21 protein-coding genes are annotated in these 23,629 nt (G+C 69.9%); 11 read left to right on the forward strand and 10 right to left on the reverse strand.

The genetic code is table 11. From position 1 onward, the window contains the following. Window positions 1-50: 50 nt before the first annotated feature. The gene (gene kstR / locus ACZ54P_RS22895) at window positions 51-698 is read right to left on the reverse strand and encodes a cholesterol catabolism transcriptional regulator KstR (protein WP_037304445.1); all 648 of its coding nucleotides are present in this window, start codon (window positions 696-698) and stop codon (window positions 51-53) included. Window positions 699-868: 170 nt separating this feature from the next. On the opposite strand from kstR, the gene ACZ54P_RS22900 reads away from it, so the two are divergent. The 3 genes from ACZ54P_RS22900 (at window position 869) to ACZ54P_RS22910 (ending at window position 7,020) form a co-directional block, all read left to right on the forward strand. Then, window positions 869-2,944 carry an acyl-CoA dehydrogenase family protein gene (locus ACZ54P_RS22900; RefSeq protein ID WP_465463585.1) on the forward strand — a complete coding sequence of 692 codons (2,076 nt, stop codon included), beginning with the start codon at window positions 869-871 and terminating at the stop codon, window positions 2,942-2,944. A 129-nt stretch (window positions 2,945-3,073) separates the two neighbouring features. After that, complete coding sequence (locus ACZ54P_RS22905) at window positions 3,074-5,839, forward strand: DEAD/DEAH box helicase (RefSeq protein WP_465463586.1); 2,766 nt, start codon at window positions 3,074-3,076, stop codon at window positions 5,837-5,839. Continuing rightward, on the forward strand, window positions 5,839-7,020 hold the full coding sequence (locus ACZ54P_RS22910; RefSeq protein ID WP_465463587.1) for an SWIM zinc finger family protein: 1,182 nt from the start codon (window positions 5,839-5,841) through the stop codon (window positions 7,018-7,020). The genes ACZ54P_RS22905 and ACZ54P_RS22910 overlap by 1 nt, the downstream gene beginning before the upstream one ends. Before the next feature lie 47 nt (window positions 7,021-7,067). Here ACZ54P_RS22910 and ACZ54P_RS22915 read toward each other — a convergent pair whose 3' ends face one another. After that, window positions 7,068-8,315 (reverse strand): alpha/beta hydrolase fold domain-containing protein, encoded by a 1,248-nt coding sequence (locus ACZ54P_RS22915; RefSeq protein WP_465463588.1) that lies wholly within the window; start codon window positions 8,313-8,315, stop codon window positions 7,068-7,070. A 66-nt stretch (window positions 8,316-8,381) separates the two neighbouring features. Here ACZ54P_RS22915 and ACZ54P_RS22920 point away from each other — a divergent pair, with 66 nt between their 5' ends. Then, window positions 8,382-9,782: a WS/DGAT/MGAT family O-acyltransferase gene (locus ACZ54P_RS22920; protein ID WP_465463589.1), complete on the forward strand. Its 1,401-nt coding sequence runs from the start codon at window positions 8,382-8,384 to the stop codon at window positions 9,780-9,782. Here ACZ54P_RS22920 and ACZ54P_RS22925 read toward each other — a convergent pair. Beyond that, window positions 9,757-9,996: a hypothetical protein gene (locus ACZ54P_RS22925; protein ID WP_465463590.1), complete on the reverse strand. Its 240-nt coding sequence runs from the start codon at window positions 9,994-9,996 to the stop codon at window positions 9,757-9,759. The two genes, ACZ54P_RS22920 and ACZ54P_RS22925, sit on opposite strands and share 26 nt — an antisense overlap. Window positions 9,997-10,120: 124 nt before the next feature. Here ACZ54P_RS22925 and ACZ54P_RS22930 point away from each other — a divergent pair, with 124 nt between their 5' ends. The 6 genes from ACZ54P_RS22930 to ACZ54P_RS22955 all read left to right on the forward strand — a co-directional run bounded on the left by ACZ54P_RS22930 (window position 10,121) and on the right by ACZ54P_RS22955 (window position 15,471). Then, window positions 10,121-11,185, forward strand: a complete 1,065-nt coding sequence (locus ACZ54P_RS22930; RefSeq protein WP_465463591.1) for an acyl-CoA dehydrogenase family protein — start codon at window positions 10,121-10,123, stop codon at window positions 11,183-11,185. A 4-nt stretch (window positions 11,186-11,189) separates the two neighbouring features. Further along, window positions 11,190-12,362 (forward strand): acyl-CoA dehydrogenase family protein, encoded by a 1,173-nt coding sequence (locus tag ACZ54P_RS22935; protein WP_465463592.1) that lies wholly within the window; start codon window positions 11,190-11,192, stop codon window positions 12,360-12,362. Further along, the gene (locus tag ACZ54P_RS22940; RefSeq protein WP_465463593.1) at window positions 12,359-13,273 is read left to right on the forward strand and encodes a bifunctional MaoC family dehydratase N-terminal/OB-fold nucleic acid binding domain-containing protein; all 915 of its coding nucleotides are present in this window, start codon (window positions 12,359-12,361) and stop codon (window positions 13,271-13,273) included. Before ACZ54P_RS22935 ends, ACZ54P_RS22940 begins: the two co-directional genes overlap by 4 nt. Beyond that, entirely contained in the window at window positions 13,270-13,665 is a 396-nt protein-coding gene (locus ACZ54P_RS22945; protein ID WP_465463594.1) for a MaoC family dehydratase, read from the forward strand. Before ACZ54P_RS22940 ends, ACZ54P_RS22945 begins: the two co-directional genes overlap by 4 nt. Further along, window positions 13,665-14,834 carry a lipid-transfer protein gene (locus ACZ54P_RS22950; RefSeq protein WP_465463595.1) on the forward strand — a complete coding sequence of 390 codons (1,170 nt, stop codon included), beginning with the start codon at window positions 13,665-13,667 and terminating at the stop codon, window positions 14,832-14,834. The genes ACZ54P_RS22945 and ACZ54P_RS22950 overlap by 1 nt, the downstream gene beginning before the upstream one ends. 73 nt (window positions 14,835-14,907) lie before the next feature. After that, on the forward strand, window positions 14,908-15,471 hold the full coding sequence (locus ACZ54P_RS22955; RefSeq protein WP_465463596.1) for a DUF5134 domain-containing protein: 564 nt from the start codon (window positions 14,908-14,910) through the stop codon (window positions 15,469-15,471). A 57-nt stretch (window positions 15,472-15,528) separates the two neighbouring features. Here the strand turns inward: ACZ54P_RS22955 and ACZ54P_RS22960 are convergent, their stop codons facing one another. From ACZ54P_RS22960 to kstD, 7 genes are all read right to left on the reverse strand, one after another. Beyond that, window positions 15,529-15,984: a riboflavin kinase gene (locus tag ACZ54P_RS22960; RefSeq protein ID WP_465463597.1), complete on the reverse strand. Its 456-nt coding sequence runs from the start codon at window positions 15,982-15,984 to the stop codon at window positions 15,529-15,531. 99 nt (window positions 15,985-16,083) lie between these two features. Then, on the reverse strand, window positions 16,084-16,833 hold the full coding sequence (locus ACZ54P_RS22965) for a class I SAM-dependent methyltransferase (protein WP_465463650.1): 750 nt from the start codon (window positions 16,831-16,833) through the stop codon (window positions 16,084-16,086). Window positions 16,834-16,885: 52 nt separating this feature from the next. Further along, on the reverse strand, window positions 16,886-17,749 hold the full coding sequence (locus tag ACZ54P_RS22970; RefSeq protein ID WP_465463598.1) for a MaoC/PaaZ C-terminal domain-containing protein: 864 nt from the start codon (window positions 17,747-17,749) through the stop codon (window positions 16,886-16,888). Between the two features lie 89 nt (window positions 17,750-17,838). Then, window positions 17,839-18,864 (reverse strand): 2Fe-2S iron-sulfur cluster-binding protein, encoded by a 1,026-nt coding sequence (locus tag ACZ54P_RS22975; RefSeq protein ID WP_465463599.1) that lies wholly within the window; start codon window positions 18,862-18,864, stop codon window positions 17,839-17,841. Then, window positions 18,861-19,121 (reverse strand): hypothetical protein, encoded by a 261-nt coding sequence (locus ACZ54P_RS22980; protein ID WP_465463600.1) that lies wholly within the window; start codon window positions 19,119-19,121, stop codon window positions 18,861-18,863. Before ACZ54P_RS22980 ends, ACZ54P_RS22975 begins: the two co-directional genes overlap by 4 nt. Continuing rightward, on the reverse strand, window positions 19,118-20,257 hold the full coding sequence (locus ACZ54P_RS22985; RefSeq protein WP_465463601.1) for a Rieske 2Fe-2S domain-containing protein: 1,140 nt from the start codon (window positions 20,255-20,257) through the stop codon (window positions 19,118-19,120). Before ACZ54P_RS22985 ends, ACZ54P_RS22980 begins: the two co-directional genes overlap by 4 nt. Then, window positions 20,254-21,924: a 3-oxosteroid 1-dehydrogenase gene (gene kstD / locus ACZ54P_RS22990; RefSeq protein ID WP_465463602.1), complete on the reverse strand. Its 1,671-nt coding sequence runs from the start codon at window positions 21,922-21,924 to the stop codon at window positions 20,254-20,256. The genes ACZ54P_RS22985 and kstD overlap by 4 nt, the downstream gene beginning before the upstream one ends. Window positions 21,925-22,023: 99 nt before the next feature. Here kstD and ACZ54P_RS22995 point away from each other — a divergent pair, with 99 nt between their 5' ends. Then, a complete protein-coding gene (locus ACZ54P_RS22995) occupies window positions 22,024-23,622 on the forward strand; it encodes an FAD-binding protein (RefSeq protein WP_465463603.1) in 1,599 nt (532 codons plus the stop codon). The last annotated feature ends 7 nt before the right edge of the window (window positions 23,623-23,629 follow it).

Below are 23,629 nucleotides of genomic sequence, written 5' to 3' on the forward strand. Positions count from 1 at the left end.
GTCGCGCCGAACAAGAGGGGCGTCCTTCATGGCACGCGGGTGCCGGTCCGTCAGTCGTTCTTGTCCAGCAGCAGGTGCACCGACAGCTCCAGCCGGTTCGCCACGTCCGCCGCCGAAGCGCGCCGGGTCACCCAGGCGACCAGGTTCGCCATCCAGACGTCGGCGATGACGTGGAAGATGTCGCGGTCGGCCTCGGTCGGGTCCTCGATGCCCATGGCCTTGGCGAACATGTTCTCCATCAGCCGCCCGACCTGCTCCACCTCGGCGGCCGCGGTGGTGTCGGCGAACATGAAGGCGCGGACCATGGCCTCGGTCAGGTGCGGGTCGCGCTGCATCAGCCGGGTGTTGCGGCCGAGGACGAACATCAGCCGTTCGCTCGGGGTGTCACCGGGGATGGCGGCGCGTTCGAGTTTTTCCTGCGCGCGTTCGAATTCCCGGGCCAGCCCGGAGACGAGCAGGTGGATCTTCGAGGGGAAGTAGCGGTACAGCGTGCCGAGCGCGACGTCCGCCTTCTCGGCGACCGCCCGCATCTGGACCGCGTCGTACCCGCCTTTCGCGGCGAGGGTCAGGGTCGCGTCGATGATGCGGCGACGCCGGTCGCGTTGTGCCGCGGAGCCGAGTTCTTCGCCGCCCAGCGCGGAGAGACCGTTGCCGCTTCGCGCCTTCGCGCTCGTGGGTGCCTTGGCCTTCCCTGGCATCGCCACGTCCCCCTTCATCGAACCGCTCTATCCAACCGAGCTTCGGAACTTGTTCCACTTTCTCCGCGTAGCGTACCTAAGCGGAGAACGGTTCAAGTCGCGACCCACTGGGCAAGAAACTGTAACACGTTCTACACTCGCGGGTAGGTCACCGCGAGGAGGTCCCACCCGTGTCGATCGCGCTCACCGAGGAACAGACGGCGCTGGCCGCGTCGATCAGGGCATGGGCGGCCTCCGCCCGGCCGGTCGACGCCGTCCGAAGCGGACGGATCACCGAGCCGCCGCCAGGGTTCGCGGAACTCGGCCTGTTCGGCGTCGCGATTCCCGAAGACGTCGGTGGGGCGGGTGGCATGCTCGCCGATCTGGCCGCCGGGCTCGCCGAAGCGGCCGAAGCGCTTGTGCCCGGTCCTGTGCTCGGAACGGCGTTGGGCGCCGCGGTGCTCGCGACGGTTCCCGAGGCAGCCAAGGAGATCCTCCCCGGACTCGCGGAGGGCACCGAGCAGCTGGCGGTGGTGCTCGGTCCGGGTTTCGTCGTGTCCGACTCGGTCGTCGACGGTGAGTCGGGACCGGCGCTCGACGTTCACCCGTCGGCGTGGCTGCTGGTTCTCGCGGGCGACCTCTCCGTGCTCATTCCACCTGGGACGTCCGGTGTGGACATCGAGCAGTACGACCCGTTCGACGTCTCCCGTCCGGTCGGCCGCGTCCGGTGCGCCGGGGTGCGCCCCGAAGCGATCTTCGAGTCGCTGCCCGTGGACGACTACGCCGCCACACTCGGTGCCGCCGAAGCCGCCGGAACCGCCCGATGGTGTCTCCGGACCGCCGTCGAGTACGCGAAGGTGCGAGAGCAGTTCGGCCGTCCGATCGGGTCGTTCCAGGCGATCAAGCATCTTTGCGCGGAAATGCTCTGCCGGGCCGAAGCCGCCGACGCGCTCGCGTGGGACGCCGCGAGGGCTGCCGATAACCCGGCGCAGCATCCTCTCGCGGCCGCGACGGCGGCGGCCGACGCCCTCGACGCGGCCGTGGCCAACGCGAAGGACTGTATTCAGGTCCTCGGCGGCATCGGATTCACCTGGGAGCATGACGCCCACTTCTATCTGCGTCGCGCTGTGGCCCTGCGTCACTGGCTCGGCGGATCCGCCCGCTGGCGCCGTCGCGCCGCCGAACTCACACTGCGCGGAGACCGCAGGACGCTGGGGGTGGACGTCGGGGAAGACGCCGAACTCCGTGACCTGGTCGGCGAAATCGCCGCCCTGCCGGAACCCGACCGGCGCGTCGCGCTGGCCGATAGCGGGCTGTTGGCCCCGCATTGGCCTTCGCCGTACGGGCGGGGCGCCACGGCCGCCGAGCAGCTGCGGGTCGACGCCGCCCTCGCCGACGCGGGCGTCCGCCGTCCGGATCTGGTCATCGGCGCGTGGGCCGTGCCGACGCTGCTCGAACACGGTTCGCCGGAACAACGGGAACGCTTCGCGGCGCCCACCTTGCGTGGCGAGATCACCTGGTGCCAGCTGTTCAGCGAGCCCGAGGCGGGCTCCGATCTCGCGTCGCTCCGCACGACGGCCAGGCGTGTCGACGGCGGCTGGCGGCTGACCGGCCAAAAAGTCTGGACGTCGCTCGCGCGCGAGGCGGACTGGGCGATCTGCCTGGCGCGCACCGACCCGGCCGCGCCGAAACACCAGGGCATCACGTACTTCCTCGTCGACATGACCGCTGACGGAATCAGCACGCGACCGCTGCGCGAGATCACCGGCGACGCCGTCTTCAACGAGGTGTTCCTCGACGACGTCTTCGTCCCGGACGAGCAGGTGGTCGGCGAGGTCGGCGGCGGCTGGCGGCTCGCGCGCACGACGCTGGCGAACGAACGGGTCGCCCTCGGGAGCGGGTCCGCGGTGGGGGAGGGCGTCGAGAAGCTGCTTGCCACCCTCGACGGCGACGCCGATCTCGACCGGCTCGGCGGCCTGATCGCCGAAGGCAGCGCGTGTTCGGTCCTCGACCTCCGGGCGACGTTACGGCGGCTCGACGGCCAGGACCCGGGTGCCGAGTCGAGTGTGCGGAAACTGCTGGGCGTCCGGCATCGGCAGGCGGTGGCGGAGTTCGCCCTGGAGAACCTGGGCGAGGACGCGCTCGTCGCCGGAGATCCCGCACAGCACGAGTTCCTGCTGACCCGGTGTCTCAGCATCGCGGGTGGGACGACGCAGGTGCTGTTGTCGCTGACGGCCGAGCGGCTGCTGGGGCTTCCGCGGTCTTGAAAGCCCGGGCGTGAAAGTTCCTGTCACAGCCCCGCGGGGTGTTGTGAACGGGACTTTCATGGCGAAATTCGCCATGAAAGTCCCGTTCACAACACCGCCGTCCGCCGCCTGTCGGTCCCGTGCTCTAACGTGCGGGTCGTGGAGTTCGGCACAGGAACCCAGGCCACCTTCGTCCCCTCGGATCCCCCGCGGGACGGCGTGCTGGCGCTCTGGGGAGACGGCGTAGCGGGTGACACCGCGATCGAACTCGTGCTGCCGGTAGGGAAGGTGTTCCGGCGCACGAAGGTCGACGCGGCACTCGTCCCGTTGTCGCGCGCGATTCCCCGGCTGCTGACCGCGGACGGCGATTCGAGTCCGGCCATCGCCGCGTGGGCGGCGGTCGCCGAGGCGGGGGTGAACCTCATCGCCCGCGGCAGGCTGCTGCCCGCCGCCTCGCCCGGCGGCGTGGATTCGTGGCGGGTCGGCCCGCTCGACGTGGCCGACGAGGAGATGCTGCGCGGGCTCGCCGCCGCGTTGCCGCCCGAGGCCCACGCGTTGCCGTTGTCCGGGCTGAAACGGATCCGGCTGCACTCGCCGGAGTCGTTGATCCGCGCGTTCTGGGACGCGACGGCGGACGTGCTGGTGCGCACGCCGGCGGCGAGTGTCGCGGCGGGCGGCCCGGCGTTCGCGGCGCCCGAGCCGACGCTGGTGGGGCCGGACGGTGCCGCCTGGCTCGCGGAACTGAGCGCCCGGCAGGCGCAGGGCGCGCATCTCGTCCTGCGCATGGAGGTGCAGGAAGCCGAGAGCCCCGAAGAGGAACCCACGTTCGCCGCCGTCCTCGCCGTCCGGAGCGCCGCCGATCCGAGTCTGATCGTCGAGGCGGCGACGCTGTGGGACGCGCCCGAAGCGGTCCTGGAGCGGATGGGCGAGCAAGTCGAAACGCAGTTGCTGCTCGGACTGCGCCGCGGCGCCAGGGCGTGGGCACCGCTGGGCCGCATGCTGCAATCGGCCGCGCCGACCGAGCTGGCGCTGGAGTACGAGGAGGTCGTCGACCTCCTGACCCACGGCGACGTGGCGCTGGGCGGAGCCGGTATCGAGGTGCAGTGGCCGAAGGATCTGTTCGCGGGCGAACTCAAGGCCAAGGCGAGCGCGACCCAGGCACCCGGCAGTGTCACCGGGCCCGAGTTCACGCTGAAGAGCCTGTTGCAGTTCCGCTGGCGGCTGAGCCTGGGGGACGAGGAACTCACCGACGCCGAGGTCACCGCACTCGCCGAGGCGAAACGGCCGCTGGTGCGGTTGCGGGGCAAGTGGGTCAAGGTCGACGCGCGCTTGCTGGCGAAGGTGCGGGCCCATCGCGCGAAGAAGCTGTCCGGAGCCGAGGCGCTGGCCGCGGCGCTCACCGGCGAACTGGAACTGGACGGCGAAAAGGTCGAGTTCACCGCGCCCTCGGCGCTGACGGGACTGCTCCAGCGGATCCGTGACTCGGCCGCGGAACCGATCGAGCAGCCCGCGGACCTGCGGGCCACCCTGCGGCCCTACCAGAAGGCCGGCCTGTCGTGGCTCGCGACGATGACCGGGCTCGGCCTCGGCGCCTGTCTCGCCGACGACATGGGGCTGGGCAAGACGATCCAGCTCATCTCCCTGCATCTGCACCGCCGCCCGCTCGGGGAGGGCCCCACGCTGGTCCTGTGCCCCACGTCGTTGCTGGGCAACTGGGAACGCGAATTCGCCCGGTTCGCCCCGGACATCCCGGTACGCCGGTTCCACGGCGGTGGACGGCATCTCGACGAGGTCGCGCCGGACGAGGTCGTGCTCGCCACGTACGGCGTCCTCCGCCGGGATCGTGAGACACTGTCCGAAGTGGACTGGGGGATGATCGCCGCCGACGAGGCCCAGCACGTCAAGAACCCGCTTTCGGTCACGGCCAAGGAACTGCGGAAGATCCCGGCCGCCGCGAAGGTCGCGCTGACCGGGACGCCGATGGAGAACCGACTGACCGAACTCTGGTCCATTGTGGACTGGACGACGCCGGGCCTGCTCGGCTCGCTCGACGGGTTCCGCCGCAAGGTGGCCCGGCCGATCGAGCGTGACCGCGACACCGCGGCGACCGAACGGCTCGCCGCGACCGTGCGGCCGTTCCTGTTGCGCCGCAAGAAGACCGACCCGGACATCGCTCCCGAACTGCCCCGCAAGACCGAGACCGACCGGTTCGTCCCGCTCACCGCCGAGCAGACGACGCTGTACGAGGCGGTGGTCCGGGAGAACCTCGCGATGATCCGCGAGCTGGACGGGGTGGCCCGGCGCGGTCAGGTGCTCAAACTGCTCACCGAGCTCAAGCAGATCTGCAACCATCCGGCGCAGTACCTCAAGGAACCCGGCGTGCTGCACGGCCGATCCGGGAAGCTCGCCGCCTTCGAGGAGCTGCTCGACGTCATCCTCGACGAGGGCGACAGCGTGCTCGTGTTCAGCCAGTACGTCCAGCTGTGCCGCCTGCTGGAGAAGCGCCTCGCCGAACGCGGGCTGCCGACGATGCTGCTGTCCGGATCGAGTACGCCCAAGGTCCGCGAAGAGATGGTGGCCCGGTTCCAGGCGGGTGAGGTGCCGGTGTTCCTGTTGTCGCTCAAGGCGGGCGGTGTCGGGCTCAACCTGACCAAGGCCACCCACGTGATCCACTACGACCGCTGGTGGAACCCGGCGGTCGAGGACCAGGCGACCGACCGCGCGTACCGGATCGGGCAGGACAGGCCGGTCCAGGTGCACCGGCTGATCGCCGAAGGCACCCTCGAGGAGCGCATCGCCACCGTCCTGGAGACCAAACGCGGCCTGGCCGACGCGGTCATCGGGGCGGGCGAGAACTGGATCACCGAACTGTCCGACGACGAACTCGCCGACCTCGTCCGGCTCGGGGAGACCTGATGCCCAGCGCGACCGGCCGGAAGCGGCGCACCTTCGGCAACACGTGGTGGGGCGAGGCGTGGGTCGAGGCGCTGGAGGAGCGCGCCAAACTCGATCCGAACCGCCTGCCGCGCGGGCGCACGTACGCGCGCAAAGGCACGGTCAGCAAACTGGCCGTCGGCACGGGTGAGGTGACGGCCTCGGTTCAGGGCAGCCGTGCCTCGCCGTACCGGGTGACCATCCACATGCGGGCGTTCACCGAGGAACAGTGGGAGAACCTGCTCGGGATGGTGGGGGCACGGCTCGGGCACGTCGCCGCCCTCCTCGACGGCGAATTGCCCGGTGAGCTGGCCGAAGACGCCCGGGCGGCGGGCGCGGACCTCCTGCCGGGACCGGGTGATCTGCGCCCGAAGTGCTCCTGTCCTGACAGCGCGAACCCGTGCAAGCACGTCGCGGCGGTGTACTACCTGGTCGCGGACGAGGTCGACACCGATCCCTTCGTGCTGTTCCTGCTGCGCGGCCGTCCGCGTGAGGCCGTGCTCGCGGAACTGCGTGCCCGCCGGACACCCGCGAGCGCGCCGGGCAAGCGGGTGCGCGCCCCCGCCGCACCCGGTGTCGACCCGAAACGCGCTTACACCCGGCGGATCGCCGCATTACCGCCCCGGCTGGCCGTCCCCGGCACGGTCGGGCCGCCCGCGGTCCTCGACGTCGACCCGCCACATCGCACGGGCTGGAGCAGCGACACGTTCGCGGAACTCGCGGCCGACGCCGCCGAGAGGGCCTGGGAACTACTGGTCATGGGCCCCGAAAGCGGCGCGGAGCTGTCGTTCGAGGAGGACCTTGCCCGTCGTGCCGCCAGGCGCCCGGACACGATCGCCGAACTCGCGGAGGCCGCGCGGGTCCCGGTGCGGGACCTGGCCGCCTGGACGCAGGCTTGGCGTGAGGCGGGCCGGGGTGGAATGGCGGTGATCCGGGAGGTCTGGCGGCCGGGGCAGGCGCCGCTCTCACAGGCGAGGGCGGATCTCGCCGAATCGGGGCTGCCAGGGGAGCCGAAGACCTGGCGGAACCGGATCACCCAAGGCGACCTGCAACTGCGCTACGGCCGTGACGAGCGCTGGTACCGCTTCATCCGCGACGGTGAGGGCTGGCGGGTCGACGGTCCGGCGTCCACCCGGCCGATGGACCTCATCTACCCGCCCTGATGTCGAGCCTCGTGAGTGGTGATGACGGTTCTAACCGTCATCACCACTCACGAGGCGCTGGACCGGCGTCGCCAGGTGCGGTAACTCCATTCCAGGAACCGCTCCACGCCGCGGACCACGTGCGCGCTGCGGATCGAGGGGAAGACGTCGAAGGCGTGCTGCGCCCCGGAGATCTCCGCGTAGGCGACTTCGCGGTGTGACTTCTCGCGCAGGCGCCGCACGAATTCGCGGGCTTCGCCCACCGGCACGAGTGAGTCATGGACGCCGTGGATGACGAAGAACGGCGGCGCGTCTTCGGTGATCCGGTCCAGCGGCGAGGCCGCGATGTAGTCGTCGAGGAAGTTCACCGGATCCCTGTCCGCCTCGAAGACGTGCTTGGCGATCAGCGTCTTCAGCCGCGTCTGGCTGGAACGCCGACCGCTGGTCGCGGCGAAGTCGTACACGCCGTAGTGCGGGGTGCACGCTTGGATGCTCGTGTCGGCCTCGGTGAAGCCGGGCTGCAGCGCCGGGTCGTTCGCGGTCAGTGCCAGCAGCGCGGCGAGATGCCCGCCCGCCGAGCCGCCGGTCACGGCGACGAACGACGGGTCGCCGCCGTAGGACTCGGCGTTGTCGCGGATCCAGGCCAGCGCGCGTTTGGCCGCGACGATGTGCGCCGGCCAGCGAGCGGCGGGCGACAGCGGGTAGTTGATCGCGACGCAGATCCAGCCGCGTTTGGCCATGTGCAGCATCAGCGGCAGGCCCTGCTGGTCCTTGTTTCCGATCACCCACGCGCCGCCGTGCACCTGCAGCAGGATCGGCGCGCCGGAGACCGGTTCGCGCGGGGAGTAGACGTCGAGCAGGAACCGCTTCCCGCCTGGCGCGTAGGCGATGTTCCGTTGACGGCGCACCTGCCGGTCGCGCATGCGGAACGGCATGGCCAGCTGGCCCCACGGCGTCGCGAGGTCCTTCGGGTCCGGCGGGTGCGTTAGTTCGTCGACATACGCGGTGCCGATGCCCTCGGTGAGCGCGGTCTCGATCTCGCCGCGAGCCCGCTGGGACTGGGCGATCAGCGTGCCCAGGCCGGCCGCCGACGCCGCCGCGAGCGCGAGGCCCGTCTTGCTGGAGCCGCTCCGGCGGCGTGCGACGTGGGCCGCCGCGTCGGCCGCGGTGAGCGCGAGCAGATGCGGGGCGAGCTCCCCGGTGAGCCAGCCCGCGAAGAACGCCGGAATCGCGGTCCTGGCGGCGCGCGGCGGCTTGAGCGCGTTCGCGGTGAGCGCGAGCTGGAGTGCCTGGCGGAGGACGAAACTCGGCTGCATGAGCACCGATGCTACCGCCGGGTGACGCGGTAGAACCGGTTGCAGAGTTCGCCTAGGGTGATTCTTATGCAGAGATTGAGTGGTCTGGACGCCAGTTTCCTCTACCTGGAGACACCGACCCAGGTCCTGCATGTCTGCGGACTGCTCGTCCTGGACGGTTCGACCATGCCCGGCGGCTACGCTTTCGAGCGCTTCAAGGAGAAACTGGCCGAACGGGTGGCGTTGATCCCGGCATTCCGGCGCAAGCTGCACAATCCACTCTGGAATCTGACCCATCCCGTCTGGGTCGAGGACGAGGATTTCGACCTCGAAGCCCACGTTCACCGGATCGGCGTACCCGCGCCGGGAGACCGGCGGGAACTGGCCGAACTCTGCGCCCACATCGCGGGACAACGGCTGGACCGCGCACAGCCACTGTGGCAGTTGTACGTCATCGAAGGCCTGGCAGGCGGCGAGATCGCCGTCCTGCTCAAAATGCATCACGCCAGTGTGGACGGCGTCGGGGGCGCGAGCCTGATCACCGCTCTCGCCGGTCTCGAACCGGACGCCCCACCGCCGGAGGTCGCGCGGGACGAACGCCGCAACGCGGGCGTACCGGGCAGGCGGGCGTTGCTCGGCGCGGGGCTGACGTCGTTCGTGAAGGGGCCCGTGGAGCTGGCGAAACTGCTGCCGGACCTGCTCGGACTCGCGCCGAAGTGGATCGGGAAAGCGTTGCAGGGCAAGGGAATGCCGGTGCCGTTCACGGCGCCGCGCACGTCGCTGAACGGGACGATCACCGCCCATCGCAGTGTCGCCTACGCCTCACTCGACCTCGACGAGGTCAAGCAGGTGAAGAACGCCTTCGGGGTGACCGTGAACGACGTCGCCCTCGCCGTCGTTTCCGGTGCCCTGCGGCAGTTCCTGAAGGAACGGGGTGAACTGCCGGAAGACCCGCTGGTGGCGACCGTGCCGGTGTCGGTGCACGGACGGACCGAACGCGACCACGGCAGCAACAAGGTGTCGGCGTTCTTCGCGTCGCTGCCCACCCATCTGGAGGATCCCGCCGCGCGGGTGTTCATGCTCGCGGAATCGAACCGGTTGTCGAAGGACCATCACTACGACATCGACGCCGACATGCTCGGAGATTGGGCGCAGTTCTCGGCGGCGACGATGTTCGGGCTCGCGGTGCGCGCGTATTCGGTTCTGCGCCTGGCCGAACGGCATCCGGTGGTGCACAACCTGGTGGTGTCCAATGTGCCCGGTCCGCCGATGCCGCTGTACCTGCTGGGCTGCCGGGTCACTGGGCTCTACCCGCTCGGTCCGGTGTTCCACGGCGCCGGGCTCAACGTGACCGTGCTGTCCAACGCGGGCCGGGTCGACGTCGGCCTGCTCGGCGCCCGTGAGCTCACCGGCGACCTGTGGCCGCTCGCCGACCACTTCCACGACGCCCTCGGGGAACTGCTCAAAGCCGCGCGTGCGCAGACGTGACCGCCGCCAGCAGCGCGGGGACGAACTCGTTCGCCCACAGGGCACAGGCCGCGTGCCCGGCCGGGATCTCGTAGGTCGCCGCGCCGGGGATCCGCTGGCCCGGCGTCGACCACCACGGTCTGCCCGCGGCCGGGCTGTGACACCGGTTCCGGCCACGGCACGTCCGCGGTCGGGGGCACGGTGACCAGCCGGCGGGTGGCATGCCGGCCCGCACCGCTCAGTCGGGTCCTTGCCATGCGCCGCCGCCGTTTCTCGAGGGGGTTGCCGTCCGGCCGCCTTCCGGATAAGACTAGAACAGGTTTCAGTATTGTGCCCGTCCGGCCCGGTGAGGAGCCAGTGTGGACTTCCAGTTCGACGAGACGCAGACCGAGGTCACCGCGCTGACCGCGCGTGTGCTCGGCAAGGAGCGCGCACCCGCCGAGACCTGGCGCGCGCTCGCCGACGCCGGCCTGCTCGCACTGGCGCTGCCCCCCGAACTCGGCGGTGACGGCCTCGGCGTCGCCGAGGTCGCCTTGGTGCTGACCGAGCTCGGCCGCGTCGCCTCCCCGGTGCCCGCGCTGGCGGCGCTGGCTTTCGGTGTCCTGCCGGTCGGGGCGCTGGGTGGACCGGATCAGCGCGCGGCCCTGCTCCCGCCGGTCGCCGCGGGCGACTCCGTGCTCACGGCCGCGCTGCACGAACCTTCCGCGCCGTTCACCACCCGGCCCGCGACCGTGGCGGAGTCGGCCGGGGACTGGCGGCTGAGCGGGATCAAGATCGGCGTGCCGTTCGCGGCGGAGGCCACCCGGATCCTGACCCCCGCCTCCCTGCCCGGCGGCACCGGCGTCTTCCTGGTCGACCCGCACGCGGACGGCGTGACGCTGACGCCGACCAGAACTTCTTCGGGCACCCCGGACTACACGGTGCGGCTGGATTCCGTGACCGTCACGGACGCCGACCTCCTCAACGGGCACGGCCCCGGCGAATCGATCGCGACGCTGCACCGCTTCGCCCTGGCGGGCGCGGTGGCCTTCGGCGACGGGTTGCTCTCCGGCGCGCTCGCGCTGACCACCAAGCACGTCGGCGAACGTGAGCAGTTCGGCCGCCCGCTGGCGGCGTTCCAGGCGGTGGCGCAGCAGATCGCGGATGTCTACGTGGCTTCGAGAACCGTTCAGCTCGCCGCGCGATCGGCGGTCTGGCGGCTCGCGGCGGGCCTCGACGCCGAAGCGGAACTCGACATCGCCGCGTACTGGCTGGCGGAAGAGGCGCCCGAGGCGCTGGCCGTCTGCCACCACCTGCACGGCGGGATCGGCGTGGACGAAACCTATCCACTGCACCGGTTCTCGTCGGCGGTCAAGGATCTCGGACGAACACTCGGCGGTGCCTCGCATCGGCTGGCCGAGCTGGGCGAACTGGTGGCGGGGTGACACGATGCTGATCGAATTGACCGCGGCGCAACACCGGTTGCGCACCGAGCTGCGGAAGTACTTCGCCGGTTTGGTGAGTGCCGACGAACGGCGCGCGATGCTGCGCGAGCGGCACGGCCCGGTGTACCGCGAGATCGTGCGGCGGATGGGGCGCGACGGCTGGCTCGGCGTCGGCTGGCCGGAACAGTACGGCGGCCGGGGTTTCGGCGAGATCGAGCAGCACATCTTCGTCGACGAGGCCGCGCGCGCCGACGTCCAGCTGCCGTCGGTGACGTTGCAGACCGTCGGTCCCACGCTGCAGGCGTTCGGCACCGAGGAGCAGAAATCGTTGTTCCTGCCCAAGATCCTGGCCGGTGAGGTGCATTTCGCGATCGGGTACACCGAACCGGACGCGGGAACGGACCTCGCGTCACTGAGGACGACGGCCGTGCGCGAGGGCGACGAGTACGTCGTCAACGGCCAGAAGATCTTCACCACCGGCGGGCACGACGCCGACTACATCTGGCTCGCCGTAAGGACGGCGCCGGACGCGCCGAAGCACAAGGGGATCTCGATCCTCATCGCGAGCACTCGCGATCCCGGCTATTCGTGGACGCCGATCATCACCTGCGACGGCGCGCACCACGTGAACGCCACCTACTACTCCGACGTCCGGGTATCCGCGAACATGCTGGCGGGCAAGGAGAACGAAGGCTGGCGGCTGATCACCACCCAGCTGAACCACGAACGCGTCATGCTCGGCCCGGCCGGGCGCATCGGCGGCCTCCACGACCGCGTCCGTGACTGGGCGGCGGCCAGGAAGGCGCCGGACGGCACGCCATTGCTGCGATTGGCCGACGTCCGCCGCGTGCTCGCGGAAACCCTGGCGACCGCGCGCGTCAACGAACTGCTGAACTGGCAGGTCGCGGCGTCGTCGGCGAGCGGACCGGTGGCCGTCGCCGACGCCTCGGCCACCAAGATCGTCGGTTCCGAACGCATCCAGCGGCTGGCGAGGAGACTGGAGGAGATCGTGGCGCGACACGGCGATCAGGCCGACGCCGAAACCGCGGAACTGGCGCTGTGGCTGGACGTGGTGGCCAAACGCAATCTGGTGCTGACCTTCGGCGGCGGGGTCAACGAGATCCAGCGCGAGCTGATCGCCACCGCCGGGCTCGGGCTGCCGAGGGTGCCGCGATGAGCGTCCGGGAAGCGGCCGAACGGATCGCCGCGCAAGGGGAATCGGCGCCGAGTGCCGCCCGCGACGCGGTCAACCAGGCGATGGTGAACAACTGGGTCGAGGCCATCGGTGACCGCAATCCCGTCTACGCCGACGAGGAGTTCGCGGTCAGAAGTGTCCACAAGGGACTGGTCGCGCCGCCGGCGATGGCGCAGGTGTGGACGATGGGCGGGCTCCACGGCACGAGGGCGTCGGACGATCCGCTCGGCGCGATGATGGAGGTGCTCGACGAAGCCGGGTACACCTCGGTCGTCGCGACCAACTCCGAGCAGACCTACCACCGCTACCTGCGGCACGGCGAGCTCGTCTCGGCGACCTCGAAGCTGGAAAGCGTCGTCGGGCCCAAAAGCACCGCCCTGGGCGAAGGCTGGTTCGTGACGACGAAAACCACCTGGTACGTCGGCGACGAGGCCGTCGCCGACATGATGTTCCGGGTACTGAAGTTCCGCCCGCCGGGCGCCGGGCCCGCCAAGGCGGCCGCGCCGGTGCTGCGGCCGGTGATCAGCAAGGACACCGAGTTCTTCTGGGCCGGGCTGCGCAAGGGGGAGCTGCGGATCCAGCGGTGGGGCGAGACCTTGCGGCATCCGCCCGGCCCGATGCCGCCGGACGGCGACCTCGACGCCAAGCCGGACTACGTCGTCGCGTGCGGCCGGGGGACGGTCTACAGCTACGTCGTGCACCACCATCCGCCGGTGCCCGGCAAGGAGTTGCCGTTCGTGGTCGCGCTCGTCGCACTCGAGGAGGGGGTCCGGGTGATGGGCGAACTGCTCGACGTCGATCCCGAAACCGTCCACATCGGACTTCCGGTGGAATCCGCGTTCGTGAAGGTCGACGAGGAACTGACCTTGCCCGCTTGGAGGGTCACGCGATGAAGGACTGTTCGGTCGGCACCGAGTTGCCGCCGTTGACGATCGAGGCCACCCCGACCTTCGTGGTGAGCACCGCGCTGGCGACGCGGGACTTCCAGGACGTCCACCACGATCGGGACGCCGCCGTCCAGCGCGGATCGAAGGACATCTTCCTCAACATCCTCACCGACACCGGCCTGGTGCAGCGGTTCGTGACCGACTGGGCGGGGCCGGAGGCGGTCGTGCGGTCGATCAAGATCAGGCTCGGTGTTCCCTGCTACGCCTACGACACCTTGACCTTCACCGCCCGGGTCACGGACCGGGAAGGCGACGACGTGGTGATCGCCGTGTCCGGTGTGGACAGTCTCGGCGAGCACGTGGCGGGGACCGTGGAACTCACCCTGGGAGGCGAGTGATGACCCTGTCCGGACGGGCCGCGATCGCCGGCATCGGCGCGACGGAGTTCTCCAAGGATTCCGGTCGCAGCGAACTGCGCCTGGCGGCCGAAGCGGTTTCGGCCGCGCTTCAGGACGCGGGCCTCACATCGTCCGATGTGGACGGTCTGGTCTCGTTCACCATGGACGGCAACAGCGAGATCGCCGTGGCACGGGAACTCGGCATCCCCGAACTGAAGTTCTTCAGCCGGATCCACTACGGCGGCGGAGCGGCGGCCGCGACCGTGCAGCAGGCCGCGATGGCCGTGGCCACCGGAGTCGCGGACGTCGTCGTCGCGTACCGGGCCTTCAACGAACGGTCGGGGATGCGGTTCGGTCAGGTGTCCTCGGCCGCGGCGGGCCAGGTCAACTCCTCCGGCGTCGACAACGCGTTCCATTACCCGATGGGGATCGCGACGCCTGCCGCGACCGTCGCCATGCTCGCCCGCCGCTACCTGCACGAGTACGGGGCGACCAGCGAGGACTTCGGCCGGGTGGCCGTCGTCGACCGCGCCCGCGCGGCGACGAATCCGAAAGCCTGGTTCTACGGCAAGCCGATCACCCTCGAAGACCACCAGGCGTCCCGCTGGGTCGCGGAGCCGCTGCACCTGCTCGACTGCTGCCAGGAGAGCGACGGCGGCGTCGCCCTGGTGGTCACCAGCGCCGAGCGGGCGCGCGACCTGCCGCATCGGCCCGCCGTGATCGCCGCGGCCGCGCAAGGGAGTGGTCCGGACCAGTACGTGATGACCAGCTACTACCGCGACGACCTCCCCGCGCTGCCCGAGATGGGCGTCGTCGGGCGGCAACTGTGGGCACAGTCCGGGCTGGGGCCCGGCGACATGGATCTCGCCGTGCTGTACGACCACTTCACCCCTTACGTGCTGATGCAGCTGGAGGAACTCGGCTTCTGCGGCAAGGGGGAGGCCAAGGACTTCATCGGCGGCGGCACCTTGGAACTCGACGGGAAGCTGCCGCTCAACCCGCACGGCGGGCAACTCGGGGAGGCCTACATCCACGGGATGAACGGAATCGCCGAAGGGGTGCGGCAGCTGCGGGGCAGCGCCGTCAATCAGGTCGAGGGCGCCGAGCGCGTGCTCGTGACCGCCGGCACCGGCGTACCTACGAGCGGACTGGTCCTGACCGCGGGGTGAGATCACCTCAATGTCCGATGGTGTACTAGAGCGGTACCTGCGACGGTGAAGGGACCACCGGCCGGGAGGTGCCATGTCCGGAGTCGTCGCTTGGACCCTGACCGCGGTGTTCGCCGCGCTGGTGCTGCCGTGCGTGCTGAGACTCGTCCGCTTGGACTATCAGCGGCTGGGCGCGGCGGCCCGTAACGGGGATCTGGCCGAACTGCTGCTCGTCGTCGCCATGGTCGCGATGCTGTCCCCGGTGGGCGGCCCGATCCCGGCGGCGGGCTGGCAGGCGGTGCTGGCGCTGACCGCCGGCTGGTTCGCGGTCTCGTGGTGGAAGGGGCGGCGGTCCGGGCACGCCGCTTGCGGGCACCACGCCGTCTCCGCCGTGGCCATGCTGATCATGGTGACGTTCATGCCCCATAGCGAGGTCTCCCATGGGCCGTGGCTGGTGATGTCCGGTTCTGACGCCACTCCGGCGCTGTGGTTGTCCCTGGTTTTCGGGGGCGTGGCGGCGTATTTCGCGGTGGACGCGGTGCGGGCCGGGATACTGGCGGCGCGGGGTGCCGCGGGCTCCGGGCAGGTGTCGCGGCGGGTGTGCCGGGTGATCATGGGGCTGGGGATGGGCTACATGCTGATGGGAGCGGCCCTGTAATCCTCGTGAGTGGTAATGACGGTTAGAACCGTCATTACCACTCACGAGGCGGTTACGTCAGGTGCTGACGCGACGCACGACACCGTCCCCAGCGTCACCGGGATCCGGCAGCCCGTCGGCCGGGTTGGCCGCGGCCCACTTCGCGGCGTTGGCGATGTCCTTCTCGAGCGCGACGATCAGCGCCTCCGACGACGGGTACGCCTCCTGCTCCCGCAGATGGCTCCCCAGCCAGACGGTCAGCACCTCGCCGTAGAGATCCCCGGTGAAGTCCAGCAGGTGTGCCTCGACGAGCCGGTAGCCGTCGGCGCCGTAGTACGTCGGGCGCCTGCCGACCGAGACCGCGGCCGCGATCCGGGTGCCGTCGGCGCGTTCGGCCCAGCCCGCCCACACTCCGTCGCCGACCTGGCCGTCTTGGTCGCGCAGCGCGATGTTGGCGGTGGGGAAGCCCAGTTCGCGCCCCCGCTGGTCGCCCTTCTCCACCTGGCCACGGACCACGAAGTATTCCGCCGTCATGCCGCTCCCGTCCCCGCCGTCACGAAAGCCATGAATACCACGAGCCGAACGGGAGGTCGACCGCCGTCCACGCGGCGGAGATGTCCACTGTGTACTCGGTCACGCCGTGACGAGCCGGTACCCGAGGTCCAGCTCGGTCCGCCCCAGCAGGCCGACGTGATGCCGGTGCCAATGCCCGTCCGCGAGGTCGGCGCGCAACCGGCCGACCGCTTCGGCGACGACGTTCTGGTCCAGCAGCGCGACACCGGACATCCCCGCGCGCACGCGTTCCGACAGGTAGGCCTCCGGCCTGCGCCAATACGCCCCGAGGAAGCCGTCGACGCAGTTCGAGGGCACCGGCAGCGGGGTCACCGACGGCGTCCCGCCCGCCGCGGTCAGCTCCTCGACGATCCTGTCGAGGCAAGCCAGCCGGCTCTCGTGCTCGGCGATCTCCGGCAGATAGTCACGCACCAGCCAGAAGCGGGCGAACACCGCCTGGTCCCAGGTCAGGATCACCTGGCGACGGGACACCCGCCGCAACTCGGCGAGCCCGGCGGTCACGTCCGTCCAGTGGTGCACGGTGAGCACCGCGAGAGCGACGTCGAAGGCGCCGTCCGGGAAGGGAAGGTCCTCCGCGCACGCCTGGACGGCGGGCGCCGCGGTGGCCGGACGCTGCCCGATCATCCGCCAAGACGGCTCGACGGCCACCACGCGGCGGTCTTCCGGTTCGTAGGAACCGGCTCCGGCGCCGATGTTGACCACCGAGCGCGCGTCGCCGAGAGCGGCGGTCACGGCGGCCGCGATCCGGGGATCCGGACGTCTCGAGCGCGCGTAGTCCCGGCCGAGTGCGGCATACGGGTCCGAGATCAAGGGGCGCACCCGGCCGAGTTTAGCCAGGGTTACTACCAGCGGGGAGAAGGATTCAGTCTGTCGTGGTCAACAAAGTGTCCGAAAGAACGGGCGCGCCGCCCCGATCGGGGGCGGTGGTCGTGATCATCAGCCCGGCGGCCTCGCGCCAGACGCGGGTCCGCAGCGGTTCGCCGGGGAAGACGACGCCGGCGAACTTGGCCGAGAACGACGCGAGGCGGGAGGTGTCGCCGTCGAGGAATTCGTCGGTGACGGCCTTCGCGATGACGCCGTAGGTGCACAGGCCGTGCAGGATCGGCTTGTCGAATCCGGCCGCCGCGGCGAATCCGGGATCGGCGTGCAGGGGGTTGCGGTCCCCGCACAGCCGGTAGAGCAGTGCCTGCTGTGGCAACGTCGGGGTGTCGATCACCGCGTCCGGCTCCCGCGAGGGGCGTTCGACGCGGTCGGACGGTCCGCGTGCACCGCCGAAGCCCCCTTCACCACGGGCGAAGATGCTCGACCGCAGTGTCCAGAGTGGAGTACCGGCGGAATCGGTGGCGACCGTCTCGTTCACGATCACCGCGGCCTTGCCCTTGTCGAAGACGTCGACGATCCTGGTCCGGGCCACGGCCTTGCCCGAGGCGGGGATCGGCCGGTGCGCGATCACTTCCTGCTTGCCGTGCAGGACTTTCCCGAGGTCGACCTCGACACCGGGGAAGGAGACCGCGGGCGGCTCGAACACGCGCAGGTTCGCCGCCACGGTGGCGAACGTCGGCAGGACCTGGAGGCCGTCCTCGTAGGTGTAGCGCAGTTCCCGCGGGCTCAGCGGATCCGAGCCCGCGCCCAGTGCCAGGTGGTAGAGCTGCACGTCCGACGCGGTCCAGGCGAAACTCACCTCGCCGAGATCGGCGCCGATCGCGACTGTGGGGTCGATGGGCACGGAAACTCCTCGGATGCTGTGGGTGTTCGTGATCGAAGAGCGTCATCCGGCTGGAGGCACGTGAGATCCGGCTCCAGGCACGGAGACTCCTATTCGTAGGTGACGGTGACCTCGTCGGTCAGCGGCAGGGACTGGCAGGCCAGCACGATGCCTTCGGCGATGTCGTCGCCGTCGAGGACCTCGTTGTTCAGCATCTTCACCTCGCCGGAGGTGATCCGGCAGGCGCAGGCGCTGCACTGGCCTTCGCGGCAGGAATAGGGCGCGTCGAAACCCTTTTCCAGCAACAGGTCCAGCAGCTTCGTCCGGCGCGGCCACGCCAGCTTCCTGGTCTCACCGTCCAAGGAGACTTCGAGTCCCGCCGGGGTCTCGGCTTCTTCGACGGCGACGGGTTCGGTCACCTCGAACGGGTTCCCGCCGAGGGAAAGGAACCGTTCCAGGTGAACGCGTCCGCGCGGCAGGCCGAGCTCCTTGAGTACCGTGCGCGCGGCGTCCATGAACGGGGCCGGACCGCAGATGAACGCCTCGTACGCGGTGTACGGCCTCACCAAGGCGCGCAGGTGGGCCTCGGTCGGCAGGCCCTGCAGGCTTTCCAGCCAGTGCAGCACGATCAACCGGTCTTCGTGCCTCGCCGCGAGGTCGGCCAGTTCCCGTGCGAAGATCACCGATCGCTCGTCGCGGTTCGCGTAGAGCAGGACCACCTTGCCGGTCCCGTGCGCCAGCGCCGACTTCAGGATGGACATCACCGGTGTGATCCCGCTGCCGCCCGCGAGCAACAGGAAATCCTCGTCGAGTGACGCGGGACTGAACACCCCGGCGGGCGGCAGGACTCGGACCTCCTGCCCCGCGCGGAGGTTGTCGCAGAGCCAGTTCGACCCGTAGCCGTCGGCGGTGCGCTTCACGGTGACCTGGACGCGGTTCTCGTGCGGCGCGCTGGAGAGCGAATAGCAGCGGGCCACCGACCCGGTCCGTTCGCTCGGGACCCGGACGGTGAGGAACTGTCCTGGCGTGTAGGCGAAAGCCGGGGCGTGCTCGGCCGGGATGTCGAAGACGATCGAGCGCGCGTCGGCCGTCTCGGTGATCACTTCGGCCACGGTCACCGTCACGGGGCCGCTCATTCCGGCACCTCCAGTAAGCCGTCCTTCAACGCGGCGTCGATGCTGTCACTGAGGTTGGCACAGGTGTCGAGCAAGGCCGTCTGAGCCCCGGCGGCCGCCTGCTCGGCGAACACCGGACAGCTCTTCGCCGCGTCTGTCGTCCACTGGATGCTGGTGTGCTGCACGCTGTTCTTCTTGACCAGCACGGTGGTCCCGCACGTCCGGCAGGCCAGCGGCCGCAGTCCGGCGGTGAGGAACTCGACGGTCTCCGGCTTCACACCCCGGCCTCTTCCGCCTGCTGCCGCGCCAGGTTCTCGGCCACCTCCGCCGCCCAGACCTCGTTGGCGCGGCTGGTGTCCACTTCGAACTCGAACCGGCGCGTCATGTCCTCGGTGACGTCGGCGGCGTCCACATAGAACTGGTCGTACCAGCGGCGCAGCTGGTAGACCGGCCCGTCCTCCTCGCACAGCAACGGGTTGTCGATCCGGGTCTTGGTGCGCCAGATCTCCACGTCCTGCAGGAAACCGACGCCGATGCCCTTGGCGAACTTCCCGGCGATCTTGTCCGCGTGCTCGTCCGAGACGCCGGGCAGCTTCTTCACGATCACACCCCACTGCAGCACGAACGAGTTCTCCGTGACCGGATAGTGGCAGTTGATCAGCACGTTCTCGATCTCGAAACCCTGGTAGGTGTTGAGCAGCGTGTTGATCATGTAAGACGGCCCGAAGTACGACGCCTCCGACCGCAGCAGGTTCTCCTCCCCGCCGTAGTTCGACGCCATTCCCTTGTCCGGGCGGCCTTTCGTGTTCAGGTACTGCGTGGCGACATGACCCTCGAACACGTTCTTGAAGTAGGTCGGGAAGGCGTAGTGGATGTAGAAGAAATGCGCCATGTCGACCATGTTGTCGATGATCTCGCGACAGTTGGAGCCCTCGATCAGGACCGAGTCCCAGGTCCAGTTGCTCCACTCGCCGTTGAACACGCCTTCGATCCGCGGGATGACGACGTCCTCGGGCGGCGGGTTGCCCTCCGGGTCGTGCCACACGAAGAGCTGTTTGTTCTCCTCCAGCACCAGCCACGACTTCGTCCGTGCCCGCAGCGGAACCCTTTTGGCGTAAGGGATCGAGGCGCACTTTCCGTTGCCGTTCCAGCGCCAGTCGTGGAACGGGCAGGCGATCTCGTCCCCCTTGACCTCGCCCTGGGTGAGGTCGCCGCCCATGTGACGGCAGTACCCGTCGAGCACGTTCAGCTTGCCGGACGAATCGGCGAAGACCACCAGTTTCGTCCCGAAAGCCGTGATGGCGTGCGGTTTCCCGTCCCGGAACGGTTCGGCCAGCCCGAGACAGTGCCAGCCGCGCGCGAACCGCGAAGGGGGTGCGCCCGCGTCGATCTGCCGTACGGATTCCGTCGTCATCGGCTGCCTCCCACTTTGGTCTGATCTTGCTGCGCCAGGTGCTCGGCCGCAAGGTAGCCGAACACCATCGCCGGGCCGATCGTCGCGCCGGGGCCGGCGTAGGTGCGGCCCATCACCGCCGCGCTCGTGTTGCCCGCCGCGTAAAGTCCGTCGATCACCGAACCGTCTTCGCGCAGGACACGCGCGTGCCGGTCGATCCTCAAGCCGCCCTTGGTGCCCAAGTCGCCGGGGACGATCTTCACCGCGTAGTACGGCGCGACGTCCACCGGGCCGAGGCTCGGATTGGGCTTGTTCCGCGGGTCGCCGTAGTAGTGGTCGTACGCGCTCCGCCCGCGGTGGAAGTCCTCGTCCTCGCCTTTGCGGGCGAAACCGTTGAACCGCTGGACGGTGGCCTCCAGCGCGTCGGCCGGGACCGCCATCCGCTCGGCGAGTTTCGCGATCGTGCTCGCTTTGACCGCGATGCCCGCTTTGAACCAGCGGCCGGGCAGCGGCTGGCGCGGGCCGAGGCCGGTGAACATGTACCGGTTGCGGTTGCGCTGGTCGAACACCAGCCAGGTCGGGATGTTCTCGCCGGGTCCGTCGCCTTCGCCGTACATCGCGTGCACGGCTTCGACGTACGGCGCCGATTCGTTGACGAACCGCTTGCCGCGCGCGTTGACCATCAGACAGCCCGGTCGCGACCGCTCGGCGAGCGCGAACCACGGGCCGCCGGTCAGCGGGATGGAGGGTCCCCACCAGGCGTCGTCCATCAGATCGGTGGCCGCGCCGAGTTTGAGCCCGGCGCCGATGGCGTCGCCGGTGTTGGCTTCGGCGCCGACGGTCCACTCGGTGCCGATGGGCGCGCGCTGGTACTTGACCCGCATCTCCTCGTTGCGCTCGAATCCGCCTGCCCCGAGAACGACGCCGAGCCGGGAGCGGATGAAGGTCTCTTCACCCTGGTGGCGGATTACGACGCCGATCACACGATCGTCCTCGACCTGGAGATCCACCAGCGGCGTGTTCAGCCAGACGGGGACATCCGCCCGCCGCAGCCCCTCACGTAACCCGGCCGCAAGCGCTTGCCCCATGGAAAGCAGTCGCTGACGGCGGATCCGGCCGACCAGCCAGCGGCCGCCGAGACCGAGGACGCGGACGATCCCGCGCGGATGCCGGGCGAGCAGGCTCAGCCACCGGTAGTCCGCCTGGGTGATCGGGACGCCCAGCGGGGGAGCGCTGTACGGCGGCTCCAGATTCGCCAGCTCCGGCCCGAGCAGGGTGCCGTCGAGGGCGGCCGGTTCGACCGAGCGTCCACCGGCGCGCCCGCCGGGGGCCTCCGGGTGGTAGTCGGAGTAGCCGCGGACCCAGCGGAAGCGCAACGGCGTCTTGTCGCAGACGAACGAGAGGACTTCGGGGCCGCGGTCGAGGAACGCCGACCGGAGTTCGGCCGGGACGACGTCACCGACGATCGACTGGAGGTACTCGTGCGCCCGCTCCGGGGGTTCGTCGATCCCGGCCGCGCGCAGGGCGTGGTTGCCGGGGATCCAGACGCCGCCACCGGAGCGCGCCGTCGAGCCGCCGAAGTGAGCGGCCTTCTCCACGACCAGGACCTTGAGTCCCCGGTGGGCTGCGGACAGTGCGGCGGTCATCCCGGCGGCACCACTGCCCGCCACGATCACGTCGTAGTCCATACGCCCCTCACCTGAAACACGTTGTAGGAAGCATGTAGCAGCATCCGCGCTGCTCCAGCCACCATAGACGAGAACGTGTTCTAGTTCTAGGGTAGGGTCATGGACTCCCTCGTGGCGGACGTGGTGATCGTAGGCTTCGGTGCGGCGGGCGCCTGTGCGGCGATCGAAGCCGCCGACGCCGGGGCCAAGGTGCTCGTCTTGGACCGGTTTTCCGGCGGTGGCTCGAGTGCGGTGAGTGGCGGTGTCGTCTACGCCGGAGGCGGGACCGCGCAGCAGCGGGACGCGGGTGTCGACGACAGTGTCGACGCGATGTACGACTACCTGCGGCTCGAGGTCGGCGACGTCGTCTCCGAGGAGACCCTGCGGCGATTCTGCGCGGGCAGCACGGAGATGATCACCTGGCTGGAGGGCAACGGCGTCCCTTTCGAGGGCAGTCTGTGCCCGTATAAGACGTCGTATCCGAGCGACGCGCACTATCTCTACTACTCGGGCAGTGAGGCGGCGGGCGGCTTCCGCGACGCCGCCAAGCCGGCGCCGCGCGGACATCGCGTCAAAGGTCCCGGCACTTCCGGAAAACTGCTGATGAAACGACTCATGGAGGCCGTCCGGAGTCGCGGAATCGAGGTGCTGACGCAGACCGCCGCCCGGAACCTCGTCGTGGACGCCGATGGGACCGTCACGGGCGTCGTCGTGTCCACCTTGAGGGATGCTCCCGCCCGGGTGCGGGCCGCGCACCGGAGACTGGCCGCGTATGCGGCGAAACCCGGGATCTACGTGCCCTCGATGCGGAAGTCACTGCATCGGCGGGTGGAGCGGATCGAGCGCCGGTACGGCCGTGAGCTGCGGATCTCGGCCACGCGCGGGGTGGTGCTCGCGGCGGGCGGGTTCATCGCGAACCGCGAGATGGTGCGGGAGCACGCGCCCGCGTATCGCGGCGGGCTGGCGCTCGGGACGTCGGCGGACGACGGATCCGGCATCCGGCTCGGTGTCGAGGCGGGCGGGGCCACCGCGGAGCTCGGGCGGATCTCCGCCTGGCGGTTCATCACCCCGCCGTCGGCGTTCCTCGGCGGTTTGCTCGTCGACAAGACGGGCGGGCGGATCATCGACGAATCCCGGTACGGCGCGGCCGTCGGCGAACGCATGATCACCGAGCACGAGGGGCGCGGCTGGCTGCTGGTCGACGACGCCATCGTGCGCGAGGTCCGGCGCGACGCGCGCGGTCAAAGCCAGTGGTTCCAAGGACTCCAGGTGCGCTATCTGCTCCGGCAGCGGGTCGTCGCCGATGCGCTCGAAGGCGTCGCGCGTAAGGCCGGTATCGATCCGGGCGGGCTGGCCGCCAGTGTCGAGGCCGCCCGCTCCGGCGCTGATCCGACGGGCAAACCCGCGGAGTTCGCGCGGCCGCTGAACCGGCCGCCGTACTCGCTGATCGACGTCTCGATCCGGCCCAACATCGGTTATCCGTGTCCGATGCTGACGCTGGGCGGCCTGGTGGTCGACGAGGAGACCGGCGCCGTCCGGGCCGCCTCCGGCGTCCCCATTCGCGGGCTGTACGCGGCAGGGCGGACGGCGGTGGGAATCTGTTCTAGGTCCTACGTGAGTGGTCTGTCACTGGCGGATTGCGTGTTTTCCGGCCGCCGTGCCGGAGCACACAGTGCGCTCGACCGGGGATCGGTCGACAAAAACGAGAACGTGTTCTAGTCTTGGA

It is taken from the genome of Amycolatopsis sp. NPDC034160 (genome assembly GCF_055575355.1).

What these genes read in the sequence shown, in the direction of transcription:
- ACZ54P_RS22950 (WP_465463595.1), top strand. Translation starts at nt 13,665, where the DNA reads ATGACCCTGTCCGGACGGGCCGCGATCGCCGGCATCGGCGCGACGGAG.
- ACZ54P_RS22985 (WP_465463601.1), bottom strand. Translation starts at nt 20,257, where the DNA reads ATGACGACGGAATCCGTACGGCAGATCGACGCGGGCGCACCCCCTTCG.
- ACZ54P_RS22975 (WP_465463599.1), bottom strand. Translation starts at nt 18,864, where the DNA reads ATGAGCGGCCCCGTGACGGTGACCGTGGCCGAAGTGATCACCGAGACG.
- ACZ54P_RS22910 (WP_465463587.1), top strand. Translation starts at nt 5,839, where the DNA reads ATGCCCAGCGCGACCGGCCGGAAGCGGCGCACCTTCGGCAACACGTGG.
- kstR (WP_037304445.1), bottom strand. Translation starts at nt 698, where the DNA reads ATGCCAGGGAAGGCCAAGGCACCCACGAGCGCGAAGGCGCGAAGCGGC.
- ACZ54P_RS22940 (WP_465463593.1), top strand. Translation starts at nt 12,359, where the DNA reads ATGAGCGTCCGGGAAGCGGCCGAACGGATCGCCGCGCAAGGGGAATCG.
- kstD (WP_465463602.1), bottom strand. Translation starts at nt 21,924, where the DNA reads ATGGACTACGACGTGATCGTGGCGGGCAGTGGTGCCGCCGGGATGACC.
- ACZ54P_RS22960 (WP_465463597.1), bottom strand. Translation starts at nt 15,984, where the DNA reads ATGACGGCGGAATACTTCGTGGTCCGTGGCCAGGTGGAGAAGGGCGAC.
- ACZ54P_RS22945 (WP_465463594.1), top strand. Translation starts at nt 13,270, where the DNA reads ATGAAGGACTGTTCGGTCGGCACCGAGTTGCCGCCGTTGACGATCGAG.
- ACZ54P_RS22920 (WP_465463589.1), top strand. Translation starts at nt 8,382, where the DNA reads ATGCAGAGATTGAGTGGTCTGGACGCCAGTTTCCTCTACCTGGAGACA.
- ACZ54P_RS22935 (WP_465463592.1), top strand. Translation starts at nt 11,190, where the DNA reads ATGCTGATCGAATTGACCGCGGCGCAACACCGGTTGCGCACCGAGCTG.
- ACZ54P_RS22915 (WP_465463588.1), bottom strand. Translation starts at nt 8,315, where the DNA reads ATGCAGCCGAGTTTCGTCCTCCGCCAGGCACTCCAGCTCGCGCTCACC.
- ACZ54P_RS22995 (WP_465463603.1), top strand. Translation starts at nt 22,024, where the DNA reads ATGGACTCCCTCGTGGCGGACGTGGTGATCGTAGGCTTCGGTGCGGCG.
- ACZ54P_RS22955 (WP_465463596.1), top strand. Translation starts at nt 14,908, where the DNA reads ATGTCCGGAGTCGTCGCTTGGACCCTGACCGCGGTGTTCGCCGCGCTG.